Below are 18,227 nucleotides of genomic sequence, written 5' to 3' on the forward strand. Positions count from 1 at the left end.
GGCGTCCTATTCGTGCGGTCTCAGCATCTCGTTGAGTTTTTCGACAACTTCCGCCATCGGTTCGGTGACCGTGACGCTGCGGCCTTCGCCGAAGCGGATGCGGGTTCCCTCGGTCACCGAGGATATGAAGGTGATCTGCGACGCATTGACCGCGGTTTCGACCCTGTCGGTACCGACGAACATGACGAGCATTGGCTTCCTCTCCCTCTGCTGAGCGATGACGATAGCGTGCTGGCCAGCCGCGGCCAGCAAATAATCGATGCCGACGCTTAAGCCTCAGCTCAGCGGTGTCCGGCATCGACGGGCGGTGTGCAGCCCGCGCAGAAATCCCCGCCTGGCGTAGCCCGCGTCGATGGCGCTGTTCAGCCGGCGCTGCGCCGGTGCGGCACCGGTTATCTCCCGCACCAGGCCGCGAAATGGGATAAGCGAGTTGACCACCGTCTGCCCGCCTGCTTCGGCAAGCTTGCCGGCGCGGTTTTCCTTCTTGGCCGGCCCTGCGGCGAAATCGGGGCCGAGCGCTTCGCTGAGCTCGGCGAAAGCGGCGGAGATCTGTCGGCACGTCTTGATGCCGTTGAGGCTGTAGGGGTCCTCGCGCGCCGCGAGCAGGACCGGAGGGAAATTGGTGCGCACCACGCCGACATCCTTCACCGGTTGGGACGCGATCCGCCCGGCGCTGTCCCGAACCGACCTCATCCGTTCGCCTTCCGCGGGCTTCGTCTGGTTGCCGTCGACGATCGCGCCAGGCTGCGCCGCTCCCAGCGTCAGCACGGCAGGCAGGATCAAAAGGCCAATCTTCTTCATGCTTCCCTCTTCGCAACCAGGACCATCGCCGATATCATCAACTATTCCCGCCGCGTAGCGCCAAGCGGGCGCCTGCACGCGCCGAGACGTATAAACGCGCCATCATGGATTAGCGCTGCATCGGCGGTACCATCTATCTATGGAGCTGCCAGTTACCCCCCCAGATATCTGGTATGCCCATGATGTCGCCAGGTCGCTTCTCCCCCGTAGCGGCCTGGCGATTGGCTGTTGAGGCGGCGAATTCGTGCCGATGAAGGCTCATCCGCTGCGCCATGAGGCCATCGCCTTGTAATATTCGCTGCGTTTTTCGTCGAGGATGCAGGCAAGCCGTTCTGCCTCGCGCTCATGCCTGCGCTCCAGATTCCGGCGGCGGCGCGCCAAGTCTGCTTCCTCCCGGGCAAGCTGCTCCATGGTTTCGTCGCGAGCGGCCTTCGCCTTTTCCAGCGCCTGTTCGGCGCGATCCAGTTCTGCGCGGCTCGGGCGCGGGAGGACGGGTGTCGCGGCAGGGGTGGGCCGGGCTCTGCGGCGTGGCCGGCTCGTTTCCGTGAGTGCGGCGAGATGTTCACCGACCGAGCCGCGCACCTTCTTTATCACCTCGCCGGGCTTCGCCAGCGGTTCCGCGGTCAGGGCGGCGTCGCTGACCTGTTCGGCCGCGCCGGTCGCGAACAGATTATGGTCGCTGCCCCAGGCTGCGAGCGCCGCCTTCTGGCTGGGCGCGGCCACATAGGCGTCGTGGAAGCCGATCGTCGTCCTGAAGACCTTGAGCTTCTTTGCTGCCATCACCAGCTCCGCCGCTTCTCGCCCTGTGCCTGTAGCCCGAACGGCTCAGCTCTGGGGTGGAACGCACCGGGCCATGCTAAGTTTACACGGCATGCCTCGTCGTCCGCGCGACGGATGCGCGGAGAGAAGATCATGGTTGACGATGTCAGCGATCCCGAGTGGACCCAGGCCGATCTGGAATTGGTGCAGCAGCTCGACACCGCCGGCGCGCCGGTGTCGGAGATCGCCCGTCGTCTCGGACGTCGCGAGCAGGCGATCCAGGATCACCTGCCGATCGTGAGGGCTCGGCACGGCACGCCGCCGATACCGCGCGGCAGCGATGACGACGAGCAGGCCTGGTTCGGCCCCGACGAGGAAGGCGATGTTCCGCCGCCGTCGGAAGGGCAGCAGGACCAGATCGCCGCCTGGGTCCACGATGATCCCGATCGCCAATGATGCGCATGCCGGGGCGGGGCGACCCGCCCCGGCGCTTCAGGCGCTGGCAAGCGCCCGGCTGTCGTGCTGCCACGCGGCGATCTGGTCCTTCACCGCCAGCTTCATCTTCTTGAGGCGCGCGAGTTCGATTTGGCTGGGCTGGAGCTTGCGGGCTTCGTTCGCGACAAGCTGCTCCAGTCGCGCATGTTCCCGCTCGAGATAGGTGAGGAACTTGTTCGACATGATTTCCTCCTCTCAGCTATCGAGTGACTTCAGCGCGTCGAGGACGTCGTCCACCGGAACGGGACGGCCGAGTCCCGCCGGGCGCCGCAAGGCCGGCTTTCCGGATATCGCTGCGGCATCCGAAGCCCAGGATGCGAGGATGGCGCGCTTGACCTCAGGTTCGAGGCTGGGATGTTCGGCGACATCGAGGGGATGGCGAAAATGGGAGAGGGACATGGATCTGCCTCCTTTCTTCCTGTCACTCCTTCCAAAATGGCGAAACCGCCGATTCGATATTTTGGTGATTGCATCTAAATCGTCAAGTGGTTCCAAAGGCTGGAAAATGTAGCTCTGCTTTATCGCAGTCGGGCCGGTGAAGGCGCGATGACATCGGCGAGCTCGCTGGGGCGCAGCTCGCGAACCAACTGGCTGCGATCGCACTGCGCGGGATTCTTGTCCGGGCGCCAGCGGAGGAAGCGCGTGCCGTGGCGGAAGCGGCCGTCGGTGATCTGATCGTAGATCACTTCCGCTACCAGTTCGGGGTGGAGCGGAATCCATGGCTTCTCCTTGCCGGCGTTCCACCGGCTGGGGCCGCCGGGCCGGTCGCCGGTGAAGCCGGGCCCGCCGCGATGCTGCTCGACGACGGCGCTCAACTGCCGGCGATCCTCCGCGGCGAATGCCGAAGTGAAGCCGACATGATCGAGCCGTCCTGCTTCGTCGTAAAGCCCGAGGAGCAGCGACGCGACCTCCCTGTTGTCGGTTTCGCGATAGCCGCCGACCACACAGTCGGCGGTGCGTAGCTGCTTGACCTTCACCATCGCGCGTTCCCCGGCGCGATAGGGCTCGGCAAGGGGCTTTGCGATGACGCCATCGAGTGCGCCGCCGCTGTCGTCGAGCCAGCGCTGCGCGATGCCGGCGTCCGTTGTCGCCGGAGACAGCAGCAGGTCGGGCCGGTCGAGATCAGCGAATAGCGCTACCAACGCCGCGCGCCGTCGGCGCAATGGCGCTCCGTCGAGCCGGTTGCCGCGCGACGACAGGCAATCGAACATAATGAACTGGGCAGGGGCTTCGCGCACCAGGCGTGCGACGCGGCTGGCCGCCGGATGGAGGCGCGCCTGCAGCGCTCCGAAGGAGAGATGATCGCCTACCGGGATCACCAGTTCGCCATCCAGGACGAACTCGCATTCGGCCACGGCTTCGAGTGTGGCGACGATGTCCGGGAAATAGCGGTCGAGCGGCTTGCCGGACTTCGATGTCAGCGAGACAGGCCCGCCACGCCGTACCGCGATCGCGCGAAAACCGTCCCATTTGGGCTCATATTGCCAGCCTGCTCCCACGGGAAGCGTATCGGCGAGACGCGCCTCCATCGGCTGGATCGGCGGATCGCCAGCAGCCGGTCGGGCGGCGTCGGCCGTCGCGCGCGACCTTGCCGGCGTGTCCATGTTCTCTCCTCCGCTCGAGGAAACGGCTCAATCGCATGAGCGACGAGGTCGTTCCTATCGTTGCGGCGTCGACGACGACTTTTCCACAAGGTGGCAAATCAGATTATTCCGCGTCCAGATCCAGTGCGGAGACGATGATGTGGGTTCTGTGATCGACGCGCGAGCGCTCGGAACAGCGCGCCTCGAGCAGCCGCTCGACTGCGCGCACGATCCGGTCATAACCCTGGTCGATGACACGCTGCGTGTCGGCGCTGCTGCCCTGCGGGCACAGCTTCATCGTGGCGCTGGTATCCAGCTCGACGAGTATCCGCTCGCTGCCCGCTTGCCCGCAGAGCACCGGCTTGGAAATGTCGAGACTGCGGTGCTCCAATATCACCCGATCGATCATAGCGTGCAGATTAGTCCAGCGGCAACGGGTGCCCCTAAGCAGGGTTAATCATCTGAACGGCTTACCGCAGCAGGAGGTCGGCTCGTCGTCGCGCGCCGCCTCCTCGCAGAAATCTTGTTCGGACTATCGGGCGCCGCCACATGGATATGACGGGCTCGATCTCATGCCCCTCCGCCGGCGATACGGCGCGAAGCGGGCCCCTTGGCGAGAAGCTCTGGCCGGACGCTGCGGGTGGAAGGCGAAAGATGCCGGGCGACGAAGATCGCCGATGGAAGGTCACCACGCAGGCTGGCACACAGGCGCTGCAGAGCCTCGATCCCGCCGGCGGACAAGCAATTACGATGATGTCCTTGGTAGACAGGACAATCTCCTTCCCCTCGATAACGATGCAAACGACTTTGGGGGTTCGCAGTGGATTAATTTTTGGCGTCTTTTGACGTGCTCTTGCGTTATCCTGCCTGTAACAGGGTTCGAATATGACCGCGGATTATGACAGGTCACGTAGCGATGTGAGATTGCTCGATGAGGTTGAGCAATTGAAGGCTGCGCTTGAGTCGGCGTTCGAGGAGAATGAACGCCTCGTCGAGGATCGGGATCGGCTGCTCCGGCGCGTCGCGGACCTGTCGCACGAACTGCGCGAGGCGCACAGGCAGTTCGCCCTGCGGCGCCTGGCCGAGGAACCAACCGATCATGCAGCCGCGCGGCGGCTGAACGAAAGCGAGGAAGCACTGCGCGTAGCGTTCGAGGAGATGCAGGTGCTCGCCGAGGAGCTGGAAGCCGCCAACAACACACTCCACGAGATCAACCAGCACCTCGACCGGCGTGTTGAGGAACGGACCCGCGAGGTGCAGGAGGTCAATCGAACATTGCTGCGCACGGAAGCGTCGCTCCGCGCGATTGCCGATCTCGTGCCCGATCTGCTGTGGCGTACCGATGCCGCTGGCGATGCCGACTGGTTCAATCGGCGCTGGTTCTCCTATACCGGGCAGAATGAAGCGGAAGCGCATGGCCGCGGCTGGATCGACATGGTTCATCCCATGGACCGCGATGCGGCCCGCGCCGCCTGGGCCACCACCATATCCGAAGGCTGGGCCTATCAGGCCGAATTGCGGATCGGTGACAGGAAAGGCGGTTACCGCTGGTTGCTGATCAGGGCGGAGCCGCTGCGCGACGATCAGGGCAAGATCATCGCGTGGTTCGCGGCAGGCACGGACATCCACGACCAGCGCACCATGCTCGACGCGCTCAAGCAGAGCGAGTTGCGCTTCCGCACCCTGATCGAAGGCATGCCGCAACTCGTGTGGCGCGCATTGGATGGAGGACAGTGGACATGGTCCAGCCCGCAATGGACGAGTTATACCGGCCAGACCGCCGATGAGTGTCGAGGGATGGGCTGGCTGGACGCTTTCCATCCCGACGATCGCAGTGACGCGCTGGCAGCATGGGGCAATGCTGTAGGAGGCGGCGTGCTCGAGTTCGAGGCACGTATCCTACACCTCGACGAAGGTCGCTATCGCCATTTCCGCACGCGCGCATTGCCGGTCGGCGGCGACGATGGCGGCCCTGTGGAATGGCTCGGCACTTCAACGGACGTCGACGACATCCTTCAGCTGCAGCAGGAACAGGCGGTGCTTGTGGCCGAGCTGCAACACCGGACGCGCAATCTGATGGCGGTGGTGCAATCCGTCACCACCCGGACGCTGAAGGACAGCGATACCCTTGAAGAGTTCCAGAAGTGCATCGAGGACCGGCTCCAGGCCCTTTCGCGCGTGCAGGGCCTGTTGTCGCAACGTGACGGCATGAGAGTTACCTTCGATGCGCTGCTGCGGTCGGAGCTTGCTGCACAGGTGCCGCTAAACAGTGTTGAATGGGCCGAGCGGATCTCGCTTGACGGCCCGAAAGGGGTATCGCTCCGCTCAGCCGCGGTTCAGACGCTCGCGCTGGCCTTGCATGAGCTTACGACAAATGCTGTGAAATATGGTGCCTTTTCAAGGGCAGAAGGAGGCCTTCAGGTGTGTTGGCGCGTAGGAGGTGCAAAAGGGGACGAGCGCCCTTTGTGGATTGACTGGCGGGAGCGTGGCGTCGGCGCGATACCGAGCGACGAGTGCTCGCGGGGAAGTGGCTATGGTAGGGAATTGATCGAGCGTGCACTGCCCTATTCGCTTGGTGCGCGGACGAGCTACGCGTTCGAGCCTGACGGCGTACATTGTACGATCGAGGTGAACGTTCCCTGCGAGGACATTCGATTGGAGACGAGCAATGGCTGATCAGAAACTCAAGGGATGCCAGATTCTTATCGCCGAAGACGAGTATCTTCTCGCCGACGATCTGCGTGACGAGCTGAGCCAGCTTGGCGCTGATATCCTCGGTCCCGTGCCGTCGGTAGATGAAGCTGCCACCCTGATCCGGGCACAGACCAAGATCGATGCGGCGGTGCTGGACATCAACCTGCGGGGCAAGATGATCTTTCCAATCGCCGATCTTCTGAAAGAGCGCGGCATTCCGTTCCTCTTCGCCACCGGCTACGACGAATGGGCCGTTCCCGACCGCTTCGCCGACATCATGCGGGTGGAAAAGCCGCTGAAGGCGTGTCGTATCGCCGATCTGGTGCAGACCATGCTTGCCTGAGCTAAAGGCCGCCGCCTACTACCGGCTGCCTCCGACGGGCGCGTCGCCGCCCTCTGAAGGTCGCCGTTCCGCATGCTTGACGCGCCGCGCGCCGTCTCCCGCTTGTGGGTCCGTGTCATGGTCCTCCGCGCCGCCACCGCCGCCTGCCGCGGCTCCGCTGCCAATGACGACGCCGCTCCCCTCCCGGGGTGGCCGCAGGCCGCGGTTCTGTTCGGCCGTAAAGCTTTCGGTGCGGATCGGCGAGCCCGGTTCGGGCTCGCTCGGTTCTTCGTCGCCCGTATAGCCGCTCTTCAGTTCCGGTCGTCCGGTCTTCTTGTCGCGGTCCGTCATAGTCTCGTTCTCTCAGCCGGTGCCAGCACCGCCCTGGCCATCAAGCCAGTTCCGCGCCTGAATAGCGCGCGATCTCTTCCGCATAGCGCGACGTCAGCATCTCATGGTCACCGGCCGGCGCATGCTGCCTCAGTTCGATGAGCCAGTGGCTCTCCTCCTCGTACATGTGATGGATCACCGCGCCGCGAATATGCTCGAGCGTCTCGATATAGTCCTGCGAAGCAGGATCCATCTTCTCGATCAGGGCCATCTGGACCTTGGCCATGGCCTGCTCCTCATAGGCCAGGCTGGCCGCGCCCTTCTCGCCACTTTCGGCCAGAGCCGGATAAAGCACCGATTCTTCCGCATTGGAATGGCTGGTCAACAGCACCGCAAGATCTTTCTGGGCAGTGGTTCGCGCACGGGAATCCACGGCCCGCAGCACCTTCGCGAAGGCCGCCTCGATCTGCTCATGATGATCGAGCACCATGTTCAGCCAGTCGCCGGGGCTTGCCACCTGGCGTGCATTATGGCGGGCTGCGGCGCGATCCTGCTCGCTCTCGCCCGGCGTTACGATGGCGATGATCCTGTCGAGGAAGGACATTTACGGGCTCCTGGTGCTTTTCCGGGAATCGCGCGGCGGGCATGATGGTTCCGGCGTTCGCGACAGGACTGCATCAGGAAGAGGCCACCCGTTGCGGACCCCGCCCGCCATCACCGCGCGTTCAGTTCAGCAGACATTCGAGCGGGAGGTGGATGCGGCACATCAGACCGGTGGAAGAGACATCGATGATGGCCGATCCCGACAATTCGTAGGCAATGGCTTCCTTGAGCACCTCGGGGCCAAATCCCTGCTTCTTCTCATTCATGTCCGCGCCGGGGACCTTGCCGGCTTCCGACCAGTTGATCCGCAGGCCCGGTTCCGAACCATTAGGCTCTACCGACCAGGCGACGGCGATGCTGCCGCCGACGGCAAGCGCGCCGACCTTGATCGAGTTCACCGCCAGTTCGTGAATGGCCAGACCCAGCAGCCCGGCGGGCTTGGGCTTGAGCCGGAGCGGAGCGCCGTCCAGTCGCGCCTCCTTCCCGAGCCCCACTCCAAAGGCGATCAGTTCGTCGGCGATCAGCAATCCGAGATCGATGCCGCTGCCAGGATTGCGCATCAACACCGACTGGACGCGGGCAAATGCCGATATCCGGCCATCGAGATTATCCTGATAGTCCTCGACGCTTTCGGAATTGGCGGCGGTACGGCGCGCGATCGACCGGACCACGGCCAGCGTATTCCGAACATAATGCTGAAGATCGGCGCGCGCGGCAACCGCCTGAGCCTCCAGCTCGGCGATCCTCGATGCGTCTTCCTCGTGCCGCACCTGCGCCTGTTTGAGGGCGCTTCGCAGTGCAGCGATCTCGATCTCCTGCTGGTTCATCAGATCTCCACCGCGGGTGCGACGTCCTTTTCGACACTCGTCCCAGCCTCCGCCTGGCCAAGGTGGAGATAGTTCGGCGTGAACAGCACCGCGTGCTGTAGTCGCGCAAGGTCAGGGATTTCCAATATCCTGTCCTTCAGCACGATCAATCCTTCGGCGCGCATTTCCTGAAGGGTCCGGTTGACGTGCACCGGGGTCAAGCCGGTCGCCTCTGCCAGTTCGGTCTGGGTAGGCGGCAGATCGCACATGTTGCCGCGTGTAAGCCCCACCGTCTGGAGCCGCAGGAACAGTTCGCAGAACAAGTGGCCGATGCGTTCGTGCGCGCTGCGCGACAGGCTGACGGTCCACTGTCGCTGTGTCGATATCGCTGACAGCATATGCCACCACAGTGCACGTGCGATGCGGGGGAATTCCTCGCAGATCTGAGCGACGCGCTCGTGCGGCAGCTCGACGAAGTGCAGAGCGGTCAGGGCGCTGATCGTGTGATCCATCTCCGCAAGGACGAAGTTGTTGAGATCGCACAGGTCGCCGGGCAGCAGGAAGCTGACGATCTGCCGTCGTCCGTCTTCCATCGTCTTGTAGCGGTAGGCCCAGCCCGAGAGAATCAGGAATACGCTGCGGGGCCGTTCACCCTCCCGGACGAGATCAACGCGCGCGCCGACCCGCCGGACCCGGTCGCGTGCGAGCATGCGCAATGCCTGGCACTCTTCGTCGGACAGCTTTGTAAAATTGCTAAGCCTGGTGGCGAGTACATCTTCATTTGTCATGTGCAGCCAACCCTAAGCCATTACAAAATACAGAGGATTGACATAAGTTAACCGCCTGCTGCCCGACCCGGCCGCAGTGACGAGGCGGGCCAAAAGCTAACGTGAATGGCATGTCGGCGCCGGGCGCCGGAGGATTGCGCTCAGGCTGCGGCACCCTTGGAGCCTGTCATGTTCCACCAGCTGCCGATCTCCCGCGCAAACCAGGCGCTGTGCGCCGTGGACATAGATAGTGATGTCGTTCCCCGCAGCGCCTGGCAGATCAGGTTGGAAACGACGTGACCGTCGTCGGGGTGCATGTGTGGCCAGTAGCTATTGAAGATCCTGGCTGCGCGAACCCAGGCACGGCGCATTCGCGCGAAATCGAAGGTCATCGTTTCGGCGGCGCGTCTGCCTTCGTCATGGCAGGCGCGCGGGCCGGTGCAGCTTACCCTTCTGCGGTAATCCCCATGCTGCGGATGGGTCTCGGGATCGCCATAGACCTCGCTGGTGGAACTCAGCACGAAGCGTGCGCCGGCGCGCTCGGCAAGTCTCAGCAGATGGTCGGTGCCGACTACATTGGTGAGCATCATATGCTCCGGATCTGCCTGACATTGTTGCGGCGAGGCCGCGCAGGCAAGGTTGTATATACGCGATATGCGGCGCGTGCACTCCAATATCGAGTGGCAACGGATTGACGATGTCGGCTTCGCCGACGGTCCTATGAACCGACCACTGGCTTGAGGTGTGCAGCCAGATGCTTGTTCATCTCGAACATCGACGCTTCCTTCTTGCCGAACACCTTGGCCAGCTTGTCGTCGGCCTTGATATTGCGGCGGTCCTTCGCGTCCTGAAGGTCGTGCTTTTTGATATATTCCCATAGCTTGCTGACCACGTCGGCACGCGTCATCGGCTTGGAGCCCACGATCTGGGCCAGTTCATCGGATGGCTGTACCGGCCGGTGAAGGCCATCAACCTTCGCACCGCTCTTCTTGGTCGCTGGCATAGTCGTTCTCCCATTTCAGGCAGCCGCTCAAACGCTCCTTCGCGCTGTGCGGGTCCATCCAGCGCGCGAGGTTAGGATGAGCGGAAAGATGATGTCGGCAGCCGCCGTGACGGGGCCGGGCAAGATCCGCGTAGATCGATGAAGATGTCGCTGCGTTCGACGCCGAGATCCTGGGCGAGATGCTCGACCGCCAGTTCGGCGCCCCGCCGGGTTTCAAACCGGCCGATGATGGTCCGCCCCATGGTTGTTCCTCATGAAGCGGTCCAGTTGACAACGGCTTGCCAGCCGTCATGGCTCCGCGCCCGATTTTGGTTCGACGACCTTGCAGCAGCCTCCACCCTTTCGCTACTGATGCACGATAAGATATTGATAATTTTCAGATTGTTTCGCTGACACGCTTGAACCCCGCGTGATCTCGGCCGTTTGAGAGGGCGTCCGCCGCCACGATGTGCGCACCATCCTCAAGGCCGAAAGGAATAGCTCATGCCACCGCTCACCGGGTTCGAGATCACCAAGCGCGACGACGACTATCTGATCCACTTCAACACGGACGACGGCAATACCGTGGAGATCGTTGCCAGTTACGACCAGATGGACCTGATCGCGGAGGAGATCGACCGACAGCTCGACCGCGACGAGGAGGATGTGCTGGGCGCCGGGGAGGATATCGAGGCGGACTCGTGACCGGCGGCAAGGCGGCCGCTGCCCTGTTGTTGTCGGTCGTGGCGCTGGCGGGCTGCAACATGCGGCAGGACATGGCCGGCCCCAACAGCAGCGAATCGAAACGCGCCGACAATGCCAGCACCGTCGAACCGATCGACCGTACACCGATCAGCTCGACGCCGGGCGCGGCGCCCGACAACAGCACCGTGGAGCCGCGCGACCCGGTAACCCGGTGATCCGTCGCCGGTTCAGGCCGGTTCGCCCGCGCGCAACGGATCGAACCGGACGATCTCGCGCAGGCTGACCAGCGTCTCGAAGGCGCGAACATTGTCATCTGAGGCGAGCACGTCGTCGGCGAAGCGCTGATAGGCTTCGATCGACGGCACCGACACGATCAGCAGGAAATCGGTGCGGCCGGTGACATTCCATGCCGCTATCACCTCTGGCCGCTGTTCGAGGGTCGCGGCAAAGGCGCGCTCTGCCTTCAGGCCGCTGTGGATCAACTCGACAAGCACATGGATGGTGATGGCTGGCGCCAATCGGGCCGTGTCGATCAGCGCCACGTCGGCAATGATCACACCGCTGGACCGCAGCCTGCGCAAGCGGCGCAGCACGGCACTTTCCGACAGGCCGACCTGCTCGGCGATCACGCGCGCGGGCTCCAGGACGTTTCGCCTGACGATCGCCAGGATTCGCCGATCGAAAGAATCGATTTCAATGGATTCAGTCATAAGAGGTGCCAGTCCGCCTGTTTCCGCCATTTCATGGCAGAAATCGCCGAACACCGTCAGAGCATTTCGGCTATCCACTCCCCATGTTCACCACGATAATTCCGCGCAGGCTCGCCGGCCTTTATCCCGCGCTACCCTATTTGTCGCTGCTGGGATCGATATTCGCCTTCTGCATCGGCACCTCCTTCGCCAAGCAGCTCTTCCCGCTGGTCGGCGCCGAGGCGACGACTGCCTATCGTGTCGGATTCTCGGCACTGCTCCTGATGCTGATCTGGCGCCCCTGGCAGGCTGGGCTGACCCGCGCCGACCTGCTTGCCACGGTCAGATATGGCGCGGCGATGGGCAGCATGAACCTGTGCTTCTACATGGCGTTGCGGACGATCCCGCTGGGCCTGGCGATCGCCATCGAGTTTCTCGGGCCGCTGACGGTAGCGCTGCTGACCTCCCGCCGTCCCGTCCATTTCGCCATGGTCGGGCTGGCGGTGGCGGGGTTGCTCCTGCTGCTGCCGATCCGCGCGGCGGATCATGCGCTCGATTCGACCGGCATGCTCTTCGCGCTCGCCGCAGGGCTGTTCTGGGGGCTCTATATCGTCTTCGGCAAGCAGACGGGCCATCTCCATGGCGGCCAGTCGGTTGCCCTCGGCATGGCGACCGCGGCGCTGCTGGTGGTGCCGGTCGGCGTCTACCAGGCGGGAAGCGCGCTGCTGGCGCCCGGCCTGCTGCTGCTTGGCGTCGTCACTGCAATCCTGTCGAGCGCGATACCTTATTCGCTCGAGATGGTGGCGCTGAAGCGCATCCCGTCGAACAGCTTCGGCGTGCTGCTGAGCGTCGAGCCCGCCATCGGCGCGATTACGGGCGCCGTCCTGCTGCACGAGCAGCTGACCGTTCTGCAGTGGCTTGCGGTGACGCTGGTGGTCGTCGCGTCGATCGGGATGATCCTGTCGACGCGCAAAGGGTCCGAAGGCGGCGAGGCACCTGCTACCCTTGCCGCAGCGCGAGGCGCTTGACGACCGCGGCCCGGCCTCCGCCGGGGCGACGGGCCGGGTCCGAGAAGATCGGATGCACTTTAACTCAAGAAGCGCCCCAGATCGGCGACCTCGATCATCACCTCGCGGCGGCCGACATGGTCGGGCGTCGAGACGATGCCGTCCTTCTCGAGCCGCTCGATCAGCCGCGCCGCCGAATTATAGCCGACGCGCAGCTGGCGCTGCAGCCAGCTCGTCGAAGCCTTGCGGTTCTCGACAACCAGCTGGATGGCGCGGCGATAGGTCTGGGTTTCGGGGTCGTCGGGGCCGGAGGGGCCGCCTTCCATCGCGAAGCCGCCGTCCTCGGGCTCCTCGGTAACCGCATTGATATAATCGGGCGTACCCTGGCTGCGCCAGTGGTCGGCGACCGCACGGACCTCGTCGTCGGAGACGAACGGCCCATGGACACGGATGATCTGCTTGCCGCCCGGCATGTAGAGCATGTCGCCCTTGCCGAGCAGCTGTTCGGCACCTTGCTCGCCGAGGATGGTGCGGCTGTCGATCTTGCTGGTCACCTGGAAGCTGATCCTGGTCGGCAGGTTCGCCTTGATGACGCCGGTGATGACGTCGACCGACGGCCGCTGGGTGGCCATGATCAGGTGGATGCCGGCCGCGCGCGCCTTCTGTGCGAGCCGCTGGATCAGGAACTCGACCTCCTTTCCGGCGGTCATCATCAGGTCGGCGAGCTCGTCGACGATCACGACGATCTGCGGCATCGGCTCGAATTCGAGCTTCTCCTCCTCGTAGATCGGCTGGCCGGTTTCGGCATCATAGCCGGTCTGGACGCGCCGCCCGAGCGGCTGGCCCTTGGTCTTGGCGGCGCGCACCTTCTCGTTGAAGCTGGCGAGGCCGCGGACGCCGATCGAGGACATCATCCGGTAACGGTCCTCCATCTGCTCGACCGCCCATTTGAGCGCGCGCACCGCCTTGGGCGGATCGGTGACGACCGGGGATAGCAGATGCGGGATGTCGTCGTAGATGCTGAGTTCGAGCATCTTCGGATCGATCATGATCATCCGGCACTGATCCGGCGTCATCCGGTAGAGCAGCGACAGGATCATCGAGTTGAGCCCGACCGACTTGCCCGAGCCGGTGGTGCCTGCGACGAGTAGGTGCGGCATCGGGGCGAGATCGGCGACCACGGGATCACCGCCGATATTCTTCCCGAGGACGAGGCCCAGCCCCGTAATGTCCTCGAACGCGTCGCTGGCAATGAGTTCGGACAGTGATACGGATTCACGTTTCGCGTTGGGCAGCTCGATGCCGATCACGGTGCGTCCCGGGATGACCGCAATACGTGCCGACATCGCCGACATGTTGCGAGCGATATCGTCGGCGAGGGCGATCACCCGGCTTGCCTTGATGCCGGCCGCCGGCTCGAGCTCGTACATGGTGACGACGGGGCCTGGGCGGATCTCGACGATCCGGCCCTTGACGTTGAAGTCGTCGAGTACCGTTTCCAGCAGCCGTGCATTGCGTTCGAGCGCAGCCTTGTCGATTACCTTATTGTTCGACGGCTGCGGCGGCGCGAGCAGGCCGAGGCTGGGCAGCTTGTAGGTGTCGCCGAGCGGCAGGCTGTTCTGCCGCTCGCGCGCGACCGCCTTGGCCGAGGGCGCCGCGGACTTTTTGCGGTCGGCGATCACCGGCGGCGGGGCGTCGGCGACATTCTCGCCGACGGGGGCGTAACGAGGTGGGCGGATCGGGACCGGCGCGCGGTCGATCGTCTCGAAACCGTTGTCGCCCTCGTCCTCGTCTTCGTCCACGTCGAACGGCTCGAGGGGACGGCGCGCATAGGCGCCGCGCCGGAACAGCCAGTCACGCTCGTCGCCGAGCAGGCCGAGGCCCCACGCCCAGAGCGTCACCCCGAGGATGGCGAACAGCGCGGCCGAGCCTAGCCGGATGCCATTGGCGAGCATCGGATCGGCGAGCTGGTTCAGCCCCATCGCGATCAGCGCCGCACCGCCGAGGCCGAGGCTGCCGCCAAAGCCCGCAGGCAGACCGGCGACGGAGCCGCCGCGGAAAAGGGCCAGGCCGATCCCGAGCAACAGCACGGCGAACAGCGCGATCGCCAGCGAGCGCCCCCAGCGGCCGACCGGATGACCGCGCCACAATCGCAAGCCCCAGAGCAGCCCGAGCGGCAGCACCATCGCGATCGACGGTCCGAAGATGCTGAGAGCGACATCGGCGATCCAAGCGCCCGGCGTGCCGAAGATATTCTGGGCGGGGCCACCGGCCGCGGTGTTCCAGGCCGGATCGGTGACATGATAGCTGGCGAGCACGAAGCCGAGCGCGATCGTCGTGCCGAGCAGCGCGATCGCGGCGAGGATCGCGCCGGCCCGCCTGCCGAGGCCGGCCAGCGAGTCGCGCCAGCCGCCCGGTCCGCCGCCCCCGCCGGCAATGGTGATGCTACGACTTGCCATGTCCGTGTCTGCCCGGCTGTTCGGGCGTCGCGCCCGTGGAAATTCCGCTGTGGGGCAGAATCCCATAGCGCGGAGTCGCGGTCAAGCGACAGGACCGGTGACGCGCGGGAGCTGCGAGGCTCTTCTCTTCGGCGCTTTCCCCTCCTACGCTGCCCGCTTCCTGGCGGGGGTTAAGCAATGCGGCGGGTGGCGTGGATTCTCGGCGGACTTCTCGCGGGCTTCCTGTTCGGCATAATGTTGCGCTGGCGCGGCGAACCGTCGATGATCGCGGTCGTCCAGCACATCACGCTGATCGGCCAGCTCTGGCTGAACGCGTTGCGAATGACGCTCGTTCCGCTGATCTTCTGCCTGATGGCAAATGGCGTGGCCGCCGTGATCCGCCAGGCCTCGGCCGGCCGCATCGTCGGCATCACGCTTGGCCTGTTCGCGCTTCTGCTGACGGTCGCTTCGCTAGGCGGGGCGCTGCTTTCGCTCGGTGTGATGGCCCTGTGGCCGCCCGTGGAGTTCGGCGCGGCGTTGCTCAAGGGGGCCGTGGCGATGCCGGCGACGCCGTCTTTCGCCGATCAGTTGCTGACGATCATTCCAGTCAATCCGATCGCCGCCGCCGCCGAAGCGGCGATGACACCGCTGATCGTTTTCGCGGCGATCTTCGGCGCTGCCACCACCCGCCTGGGCCCGCGCGAGGCCGAAACGATCACCTGCCTGATCAAAGGGGTGGGCGAAACCATGCTGGTAATCATCGACTGGGTCCTCCGCCTGGCGCCGATCGGCGTTTTCCTGCTGGCGCTGCAGGCCGCGCTCGGCATCGGCCTGGGCCTTGCCGCGAGCATGATCCAATATGTCGTGCTTCTGTCGGTCGTGCTGGCGGGCGCAGTGATGTGCGCGATGCTGCTCGGCATCGTCGGCGGTGGCATCGCGCCCGCGCGCTTTTTCCGCGCCGCCTCGCCGCCGCTCGCGATCGCCGCGAGCACCCAGAGCTCGATGGCCTGCCTGCCGGCGCTGCTCGTCGCCGCGCGCGATCGGCTGGCGCTGCCGGCGGCGGTCGTGGAAACGGTGATTCCGCTGGCTGTCAGTACCTTCCGCTTCGGCAATGTCTTCGGCGGGGTCGCGGCCGGACTGATCGGCGCGCGGCTGTGCGGGGTGCATCCCGATGCCGCGCACATCGTCTTCGCCAGCCTGATCGGGGTGCTGACCAATATCGGCATAGTCGGCTTGCCGGGCTCGGCGGTCCTGTTCGCCGCCTATGGCCCGATCTTCGCGGTGCTCGGTGCCCCGTTCGAGCTGCTCACCCTGCTGATCGCGGTCTTCGCGCTGCCTGACATTCTCGATACCAGCGCCAATGTCGCTGCCGATCTGTCGGTGGTGACGATCGTCTCGCGGCTGCTCGGACGGCGCGTTTGGCGCCCGGTCCGCCCTCACTCTTGCGCGAGCGAGCGATAGCGGCCGCTCCGTTCAGTGACAGTTCTTTGACAGCGGGCACAAAGTCCAGACGTCGCAGCGACATTCGCGGTGATGCTCGCCGTCCCCCCGAATCGCCGGCTGTTCACGAATAGCAAAGGATTCTGCGTTAAGCCTCGGTTGAGCTTCGGTCACGCACCGGGGGACGTGGAGGGGACAATTATGCTTCGTTGGTTCGAACAGGATGCGCCTATACGGCAGAAGCTTGCTGTCGCGTTTGGCTTGTATTCGCTCTTGCTGATCATGCTCGCGGCATTTGTCCTGCTCGATGGCTCGATGAATGACACTGTCGCCAAAGGCGACCTCAGCCTCGTCCGTTCCGCTTCTGAGCAGTTTGGGACATTGAAGCTCGTCGCCGTGGGCATCGCGCTCTTCGGCCTCGTTGCCGGGGTGATAATGCGGAGGCTGATTGCCAACCCCTATGTCGAGACGGTGGTCGATATGGAAGCACTCGCGGCTGGCGAGATCGACCGTCCAATCCCGCGCGCAAGTTACAATGATTGTGTCGGCAGATTAAGCAAGGCCATGGTAACCTTCCGCGACGCGGCAATTGCGCAAAAGGAATTGTCCGTTAAGTCCGAGCGTGCGGCCGAAGAACAGAACATTGTGGTGAACATACTCGCCAAGGCGCTGAAGCGTCTAGCCGACGGCGACATTGCCCATACCATCGACGACCGCTTTCCAACGCAATATGAACAGCTCCGGCAGGACTTTAACACCGCCAAGCAATCGCTCTGCTCGACATTGACCCAGGTCTCAAACGTCGCGCAGGGCATCGATACCGGCTCTTCCGAGGTCGGCTCGGCTGCCGCTGATCTCGCGCGCCGGACGGAGCATCAGGCCTCATCTCTGCAGGAAACCGCTGTGGCCATGAGTTCGGTCACCTCGGGTGTAAAGGACACAGCCGGAAAGGCAGAACATGTCACCGCCTCGGTCAAATCTGCGCAGCATGACGCCAACGAAGGCGGCGATGTCGTGCGCAAAGCCGTTGAAGCCATGGCGGACATCGAGAAATCGTCACAGGCGATCTCGCAGATCGTCAATCTGATGGACGGAATTGCGTTCCAGACCAACTTGCTCGCTCTCAATGCGGGTGTCGAGGCCGCAAGGGCCGGCGACGCCGGCAAGGGTTTTGCCGTGGTTGCCAACGAGGTACGTGCATTGGCGCAACGGTCTGCTGATGCCGCGAAGGACATCAAGTCCCTTATTTCGGCGAGTTCGCAGCAGGTCGAAAACGGGGTCACTCTCGTCAAGAAGACCGGCGAATCGCTGGCAAGGATTGTCGACAACGTCTCGGTGATCAGTACGCTCGTGGATGCGATCTCAATCGCTGCCCAGGCTCAGGCAGGCAGCCTGCACCAGGTCAACACTGCCGTGAGCGAAATGGATCAGATGACTCAAAGGAATGCGGCAATGGTCGAACAATCGACGGCAGCCGCGAGCAGCCTCACCAACGAGGCTCGGCATCTTTCATCGCTCATCGTCAATTTCAAGCTCTCTGACACGTCCCCGCGTCCAGTCCGCACCGCCTTGGCTCCCGCAGCATCCGCGCCAAGACGGACACACGCGAGGCTGACAAGCGGAAATCTCGCCCTCGCCAGCCACGACGAGGAATGAGCGGAATTCTGAGCAACGCCAAGGCCTCCGTGTCCATCTGACCGGGCGCGAAGTCTCGCCGCATATTGATAAGCCGCCGCCACGCAAGGAGAAGGGCCGCTGCAATGTGCCTCGGCCGACTTCGGTGGATGCCTTGAACCATCCGACCCG

27 protein-coding genes are annotated in these 18,227 nt (G+C 64.1%); 9 read left to right on the top strand and 18 right to left on the bottom strand.

Annotated features, from left to right (window positions below):
* Window positions 1-6: 6 nt before the first annotated feature.
* The 3 genes from AC1DQK_RS13385 to AC1DQK_RS13395 form a co-directional block, all read right to left on the bottom strand.
* On the bottom strand, window positions 7-192 hold the full coding sequence (locus AC1DQK_RS13385; protein WP_477871252.1) for a hypothetical protein: 186 nt from the start codon (window positions 190-192) through the stop codon (window positions 7-9).
* 84 nt (window positions 193-276) lie between these two features.
* On the bottom strand, window positions 277-801 hold the full coding sequence (locus tag AC1DQK_RS13390) for a hypothetical protein (RefSeq protein ID WP_477871254.1): 525 nt from the start codon (window positions 799-801) through the stop codon (window positions 277-279).
* Window positions 802-1,059: 258 nt separating this feature from the next.
* Window positions 1,060-1,581, bottom strand: a complete 522-nt coding sequence (locus tag AC1DQK_RS13395; protein WP_477871256.1) for a hypothetical protein — start codon at window positions 1,579-1,581, stop codon at window positions 1,060-1,062.
* Between the two features lie 132 nt (window positions 1,582-1,713).
* Between AC1DQK_RS13395 and AC1DQK_RS13400 the strand changes: the two genes are divergently transcribed.
* Complete coding sequence (locus tag AC1DQK_RS13400; RefSeq protein WP_477871258.1) at window positions 1,714-2,016, top strand: hypothetical protein; 303 nt, start codon at window positions 1,714-1,716, stop codon at window positions 2,014-2,016.
* Between the two features lie 36 nt (window positions 2,017-2,052).
* Here the strand turns inward: AC1DQK_RS13400 and AC1DQK_RS13405 are convergent, their stop codons facing one another.
* The 5 genes from AC1DQK_RS13405 to AC1DQK_RS13425 all read right to left on the bottom strand — a co-directional run bounded on the left by AC1DQK_RS13405 (window position 2,053) and on the right by AC1DQK_RS13425 (window position 4,364).
* Window positions 2,053-2,238: a DUF465 domain-containing protein gene (locus tag AC1DQK_RS13405; RefSeq protein WP_477871260.1), complete on the bottom strand. Its 186-nt coding sequence runs from the start codon at window positions 2,236-2,238 to the stop codon at window positions 2,053-2,055.
* A 12-nt stretch (window positions 2,239-2,250) separates the two neighbouring features.
* Window positions 2,251-2,454 carry a hypothetical protein gene (locus tag AC1DQK_RS13410; RefSeq protein WP_477871262.1) on the bottom strand — a complete coding sequence of 68 codons (204 nt, stop codon included), beginning with the start codon at window positions 2,452-2,454 and terminating at the stop codon, window positions 2,251-2,253.
* A 119-nt stretch (window positions 2,455-2,573) separates the two neighbouring features.
* Window positions 2,574-3,659 carry an ATP-dependent DNA ligase gene (locus AC1DQK_RS13415; RefSeq protein ID WP_477871264.1) on the bottom strand — a complete coding sequence of 362 codons (1,086 nt, stop codon included), beginning with the start codon at window positions 3,657-3,659 and terminating at the stop codon, window positions 2,574-2,576.
* 103 nt (window positions 3,660-3,762) lie between these two features.
* The gene (locus AC1DQK_RS13420; RefSeq protein WP_477871266.1) at window positions 3,763-4,047 is read right to left on the bottom strand and encodes a hypothetical protein; all 285 of its coding nucleotides are present in this window, start codon (window positions 4,045-4,047) and stop codon (window positions 3,763-3,765) included.
* Between the two features lie 161 nt (window positions 4,048-4,208).
* Entirely contained in the window at window positions 4,209-4,364 is a 156-nt protein-coding gene (locus AC1DQK_RS13425; RefSeq protein ID WP_477871424.1) for a hypothetical protein, read from the bottom strand.
* On the opposite strand from AC1DQK_RS13425, the gene AC1DQK_RS13430 reads away from it, so the two are divergent.
* Window positions 4,293-4,484, top strand: a complete 192-nt coding sequence (locus AC1DQK_RS13430) for a hypothetical protein (protein WP_477871432.1) — start codon at window positions 4,293-4,295, stop codon at window positions 4,482-4,484. The two genes, AC1DQK_RS13425 and AC1DQK_RS13430, sit on opposite strands and share 72 nt — an antisense overlap.
* Window positions 4,485-4,544: 60 nt before the next feature.
* Here AC1DQK_RS13430 and AC1DQK_RS13435 read toward each other — a convergent pair whose 3' ends face one another.
* Window positions 4,545-5,081 carry a hypothetical protein gene (locus AC1DQK_RS13435; protein ID WP_477871434.1) on the bottom strand — a complete coding sequence of 179 codons (537 nt, stop codon included), beginning with the start codon at window positions 5,079-5,081 and terminating at the stop codon, window positions 4,545-4,547.
* Here AC1DQK_RS13435 and AC1DQK_RS13440 point away from each other — a divergent pair.
* Together AC1DQK_RS13440 and AC1DQK_RS13445 are read left to right on the top strand one after the other, a co-directional pair.
* A complete protein-coding gene (locus AC1DQK_RS13440) occupies window positions 4,968-6,314 on the top strand; it encodes a sensor histidine kinase (protein ID WP_477871426.1) in 1,347 nt (448 codons plus the stop codon). The two genes, AC1DQK_RS13435 and AC1DQK_RS13440, sit on opposite strands and share 114 nt — an antisense overlap.
* On the top strand, window positions 6,307-6,675 hold the full coding sequence (locus AC1DQK_RS13445; protein WP_477871268.1) for a response regulator: 369 nt from the start codon (window positions 6,307-6,309) through the stop codon (window positions 6,673-6,675). Before AC1DQK_RS13440 ends, AC1DQK_RS13445 begins: the two co-directional genes overlap by 8 nt.
* Window positions 6,676-6,693: 18 nt before the next feature.
* Here AC1DQK_RS13445 and AC1DQK_RS13450 read toward each other — a convergent pair whose 3' ends face one another.
* The 7 genes from AC1DQK_RS13450 to AC1DQK_RS13480 form a co-directional block, all read right to left on the bottom strand.
* Entirely contained in the window at window positions 6,694-7,005 is a 312-nt protein-coding gene (locus tag AC1DQK_RS13450; protein WP_477871270.1) for a hypothetical protein, read from the bottom strand.
* Window positions 7,006-7,045: 40 nt separating this feature from the next.
* Window positions 7,046-7,588 carry a hemerythrin domain-containing protein gene (locus AC1DQK_RS13455; RefSeq protein WP_477871272.1) on the bottom strand — a complete coding sequence of 181 codons (543 nt, stop codon included), beginning with the start codon at window positions 7,586-7,588 and terminating at the stop codon, window positions 7,046-7,048.
* A gap of 121 nt (window positions 7,589-7,709) precedes the next feature.
* Window positions 7,710-8,414 carry an HWE histidine kinase domain-containing protein gene (locus AC1DQK_RS13460; RefSeq protein ID WP_477871274.1) on the bottom strand — a complete coding sequence of 235 codons (705 nt, stop codon included), beginning with the start codon at window positions 8,412-8,414 and terminating at the stop codon, window positions 7,710-7,712.
* The gene (locus AC1DQK_RS13465) at window positions 8,414-9,181 is read right to left on the bottom strand and encodes a Crp/Fnr family transcriptional regulator (protein WP_477871276.1); all 768 of its coding nucleotides are present in this window, start codon (window positions 9,179-9,181) and stop codon (window positions 8,414-8,416) included. Before AC1DQK_RS13465 ends, AC1DQK_RS13460 begins: the two co-directional genes overlap by 1 nt.
* A gap of 140 nt (window positions 9,182-9,321) precedes the next feature.
* Entirely contained in the window at window positions 9,322-9,834 is a 513-nt protein-coding gene (locus AC1DQK_RS13470; protein ID WP_477871278.1) for an NAD-dependent epimerase/dehydratase family protein, read from the bottom strand.
* A gap of 44 nt (window positions 9,835-9,878) precedes the next feature.
* Window positions 9,879-10,163: an SWIB/MDM2 domain-containing protein gene (locus tag AC1DQK_RS13475; protein WP_477871280.1), complete on the bottom strand. Its 285-nt coding sequence runs from the start codon at window positions 10,161-10,163 to the stop codon at window positions 9,879-9,881.
* Window positions 10,164-10,234: 71 nt separating this feature from the next.
* On the bottom strand, window positions 10,235-10,405 hold the full coding sequence (locus AC1DQK_RS13480; protein WP_477871282.1) for a hypothetical protein: 171 nt from the start codon (window positions 10,403-10,405) through the stop codon (window positions 10,235-10,237).
* 241 nt (window positions 10,406-10,646) lie between these two features.
* Here AC1DQK_RS13480 and AC1DQK_RS13485 point away from each other — a divergent pair, with 241 nt between their 5' ends.
* A complete protein-coding gene (locus tag AC1DQK_RS13485) occupies window positions 10,647-10,847 on the top strand; it encodes a hypothetical protein (protein WP_477871284.1) in 201 nt (66 codons plus the stop codon).
* Complete coding sequence (locus AC1DQK_RS13490; protein ID WP_477871286.1) at window positions 10,844-11,062, top strand: hypothetical protein; 219 nt, start codon at window positions 10,844-10,846, stop codon at window positions 11,060-11,062. Before AC1DQK_RS13485 ends, AC1DQK_RS13490 begins: the two co-directional genes overlap by 4 nt.
* 12 nt (window positions 11,063-11,074) lie before the next feature.
* Here the strand turns inward: AC1DQK_RS13490 and AC1DQK_RS13495 are convergent, their stop codons facing one another.
* Complete coding sequence (locus AC1DQK_RS13495; protein ID WP_477871288.1) at window positions 11,075-11,557, bottom strand: Lrp/AsnC family transcriptional regulator; 483 nt, start codon at window positions 11,555-11,557, stop codon at window positions 11,075-11,077.
* Window positions 11,558-11,640: 83 nt separating this feature from the next.
* On the opposite strand from AC1DQK_RS13495, the gene AC1DQK_RS13500 reads away from it, so the two are divergent.
* On the top strand, window positions 11,641-12,564 hold the full coding sequence (locus AC1DQK_RS13500; protein ID WP_477871290.1) for an EamA family transporter: 924 nt from the start codon (window positions 11,641-11,643) through the stop codon (window positions 12,562-12,564).
* 59 nt (window positions 12,565-12,623) lie between these two features.
* Here the strand turns inward: AC1DQK_RS13500 and AC1DQK_RS13505 are convergent, their stop codons facing one another.
* Window positions 12,624-15,002, bottom strand: coding sequence for an FtsK/SpoIIIE family DNA translocase (locus AC1DQK_RS13505; RefSeq protein ID WP_477871292.1), 2,379 nt, complete (start codon window positions 15,000-15,002; stop codon window positions 12,624-12,626).
* Window positions 15,003-15,179: 177 nt separating this feature from the next.
* Between AC1DQK_RS13505 and AC1DQK_RS13510 the strand changes: the two genes are divergently transcribed.
* A complete protein-coding gene (locus AC1DQK_RS13510; protein WP_477871294.1) occupies window positions 15,180-16,442 on the top strand; it encodes a dicarboxylate/amino acid:cation symporter in 1,263 nt (420 codons plus the stop codon).
* 180 nt (window positions 16,443-16,622) lie between these two features.
* A complete protein-coding gene (locus tag AC1DQK_RS13515) occupies window positions 16,623-18,077 on the top strand; it encodes a methyl-accepting chemotaxis protein (protein ID WP_477871296.1) in 1,455 nt (484 codons plus the stop codon).
* Window positions 18,078-18,227: the final 150 nt, after the last annotated feature.

The sequence above is a fragment of the Rhizorhabdus sp. P4_G5 genome (assembly GCF_056401065.1).

Coding starts and splice junctions, on each gene's coding strand:
- AC1DQK_RS13385 (WP_477871252.1), bottom strand. CDS start 192: ATGCTCGTCATGTTCGTCGGTACCGACAGGGTCGAAACCGCGGTCAAT.
- AC1DQK_RS13390 (WP_477871254.1), bottom strand. CDS start 801: ATGAAGAAGATTGGCCTTTTGATCCTGCCTGCCGTGCTGACGCTGGGA.
- AC1DQK_RS13395 (WP_477871256.1), bottom strand. CDS start 1,581: ATGGCAGCAAAGAAGCTCAAGGTCTTCAGGACGACGATCGGCTTCCAC.
- AC1DQK_RS13400 (WP_477871258.1), top strand. CDS start 1,714: ATGGTTGACGATGTCAGCGATCCCGAGTGGACCCAGGCCGATCTGGAA.
- AC1DQK_RS13405 (WP_477871260.1), bottom strand. CDS start 2,238: ATGTCGAACAAGTTCCTCACCTATCTCGAGCGGGAACATGCGCGACTG.
- AC1DQK_RS13410 (WP_477871262.1), bottom strand. CDS start 2,454: ATGTCCCTCTCCCATTTTCGCCATCCCCTCGATGTCGCCGAACATCCC.
- AC1DQK_RS13415 (WP_477871264.1), bottom strand. CDS start 3,659: ATGGACACGCCGGCAAGGTCGCGCGCGACGGCCGACGCCGCCCGACCG.
- AC1DQK_RS13420 (WP_477871266.1), bottom strand. CDS start 4,047: ATGATCGATCGGGTGATATTGGAGCACCGCAGTCTCGACATTTCCAAG.
- AC1DQK_RS13430 (WP_477871432.1), top strand. CDS start 4,293: ATGCCGGGCGACGAAGATCGCCGATGGAAGGTCACCACGCAGGCTGGC.
- AC1DQK_RS13435 (WP_477871434.1), bottom strand. CDS start 5,081: ATGAACCATGTCGATCCAGCCGCGGCCATGCGCTTCCGCTTCATTCTG.
- AC1DQK_RS13445 (WP_477871268.1), top strand. CDS start 6,307: ATGGCTGATCAGAAACTCAAGGGATGCCAGATTCTTATCGCCGAAGAC.
- AC1DQK_RS13450 (WP_477871270.1), bottom strand. CDS start 7,005: ATGACGGACCGCGACAAGAAGACCGGACGACCGGAACTGAAGAGCGGC.
- AC1DQK_RS13455 (WP_477871272.1), bottom strand. CDS start 7,588: ATGTCCTTCCTCGACAGGATCATCGCCATCGTAACGCCGGGCGAGAGC.
- AC1DQK_RS13460 (WP_477871274.1), bottom strand. CDS start 8,414: ATGAACCAGCAGGAGATCGAGATCGCTGCACTGCGAAGCGCCCTCAAA.
- AC1DQK_RS13465 (WP_477871276.1), bottom strand. CDS start 9,181: ATGACAAATGAAGATGTACTCGCCACCAGGCTTAGCAATTTTACAAAG.
- AC1DQK_RS13475 (WP_477871280.1), bottom strand. CDS start 10,163: ATGCCAGCGACCAAGAAGAGCGGTGCGAAGGTTGATGGCCTTCACCGG.
- AC1DQK_RS13480 (WP_477871282.1), bottom strand. CDS start 10,405: ATGGGGCGGACCATCATCGGCCGGTTTGAAACCCGGCGGGGCGCCGAA.
- AC1DQK_RS13485 (WP_477871284.1), top strand. CDS start 10,647: ATGCCACCGCTCACCGGGTTCGAGATCACCAAGCGCGACGACGACTAT.
- AC1DQK_RS13495 (WP_477871288.1), bottom strand. CDS start 11,557: ATGACTGAATCCATTGAAATCGATTCTTTCGATCGGCGAATCCTGGCG.
- AC1DQK_RS13500 (WP_477871290.1), top strand. CDS start 11,641: ATGTTCACCACGATAATTCCGCGCAGGCTCGCCGGCCTTTATCCCGCG.
- AC1DQK_RS13505 (WP_477871292.1), bottom strand. CDS start 15,002: ATGGCAAGTCGTAGCATCACCATTGCCGGCGGGGGCGGCGGACCGGGC.
- AC1DQK_RS13510 (WP_477871294.1), top strand. CDS start 15,180: ATGCGGCGGGTGGCGTGGATTCTCGGCGGACTTCTCGCGGGCTTCCTG.
- AC1DQK_RS13515 (WP_477871296.1), top strand. CDS start 16,623: ATGCTTCGTTGGTTCGAACAGGATGCGCCTATACGGCAGAAGCTTGCT.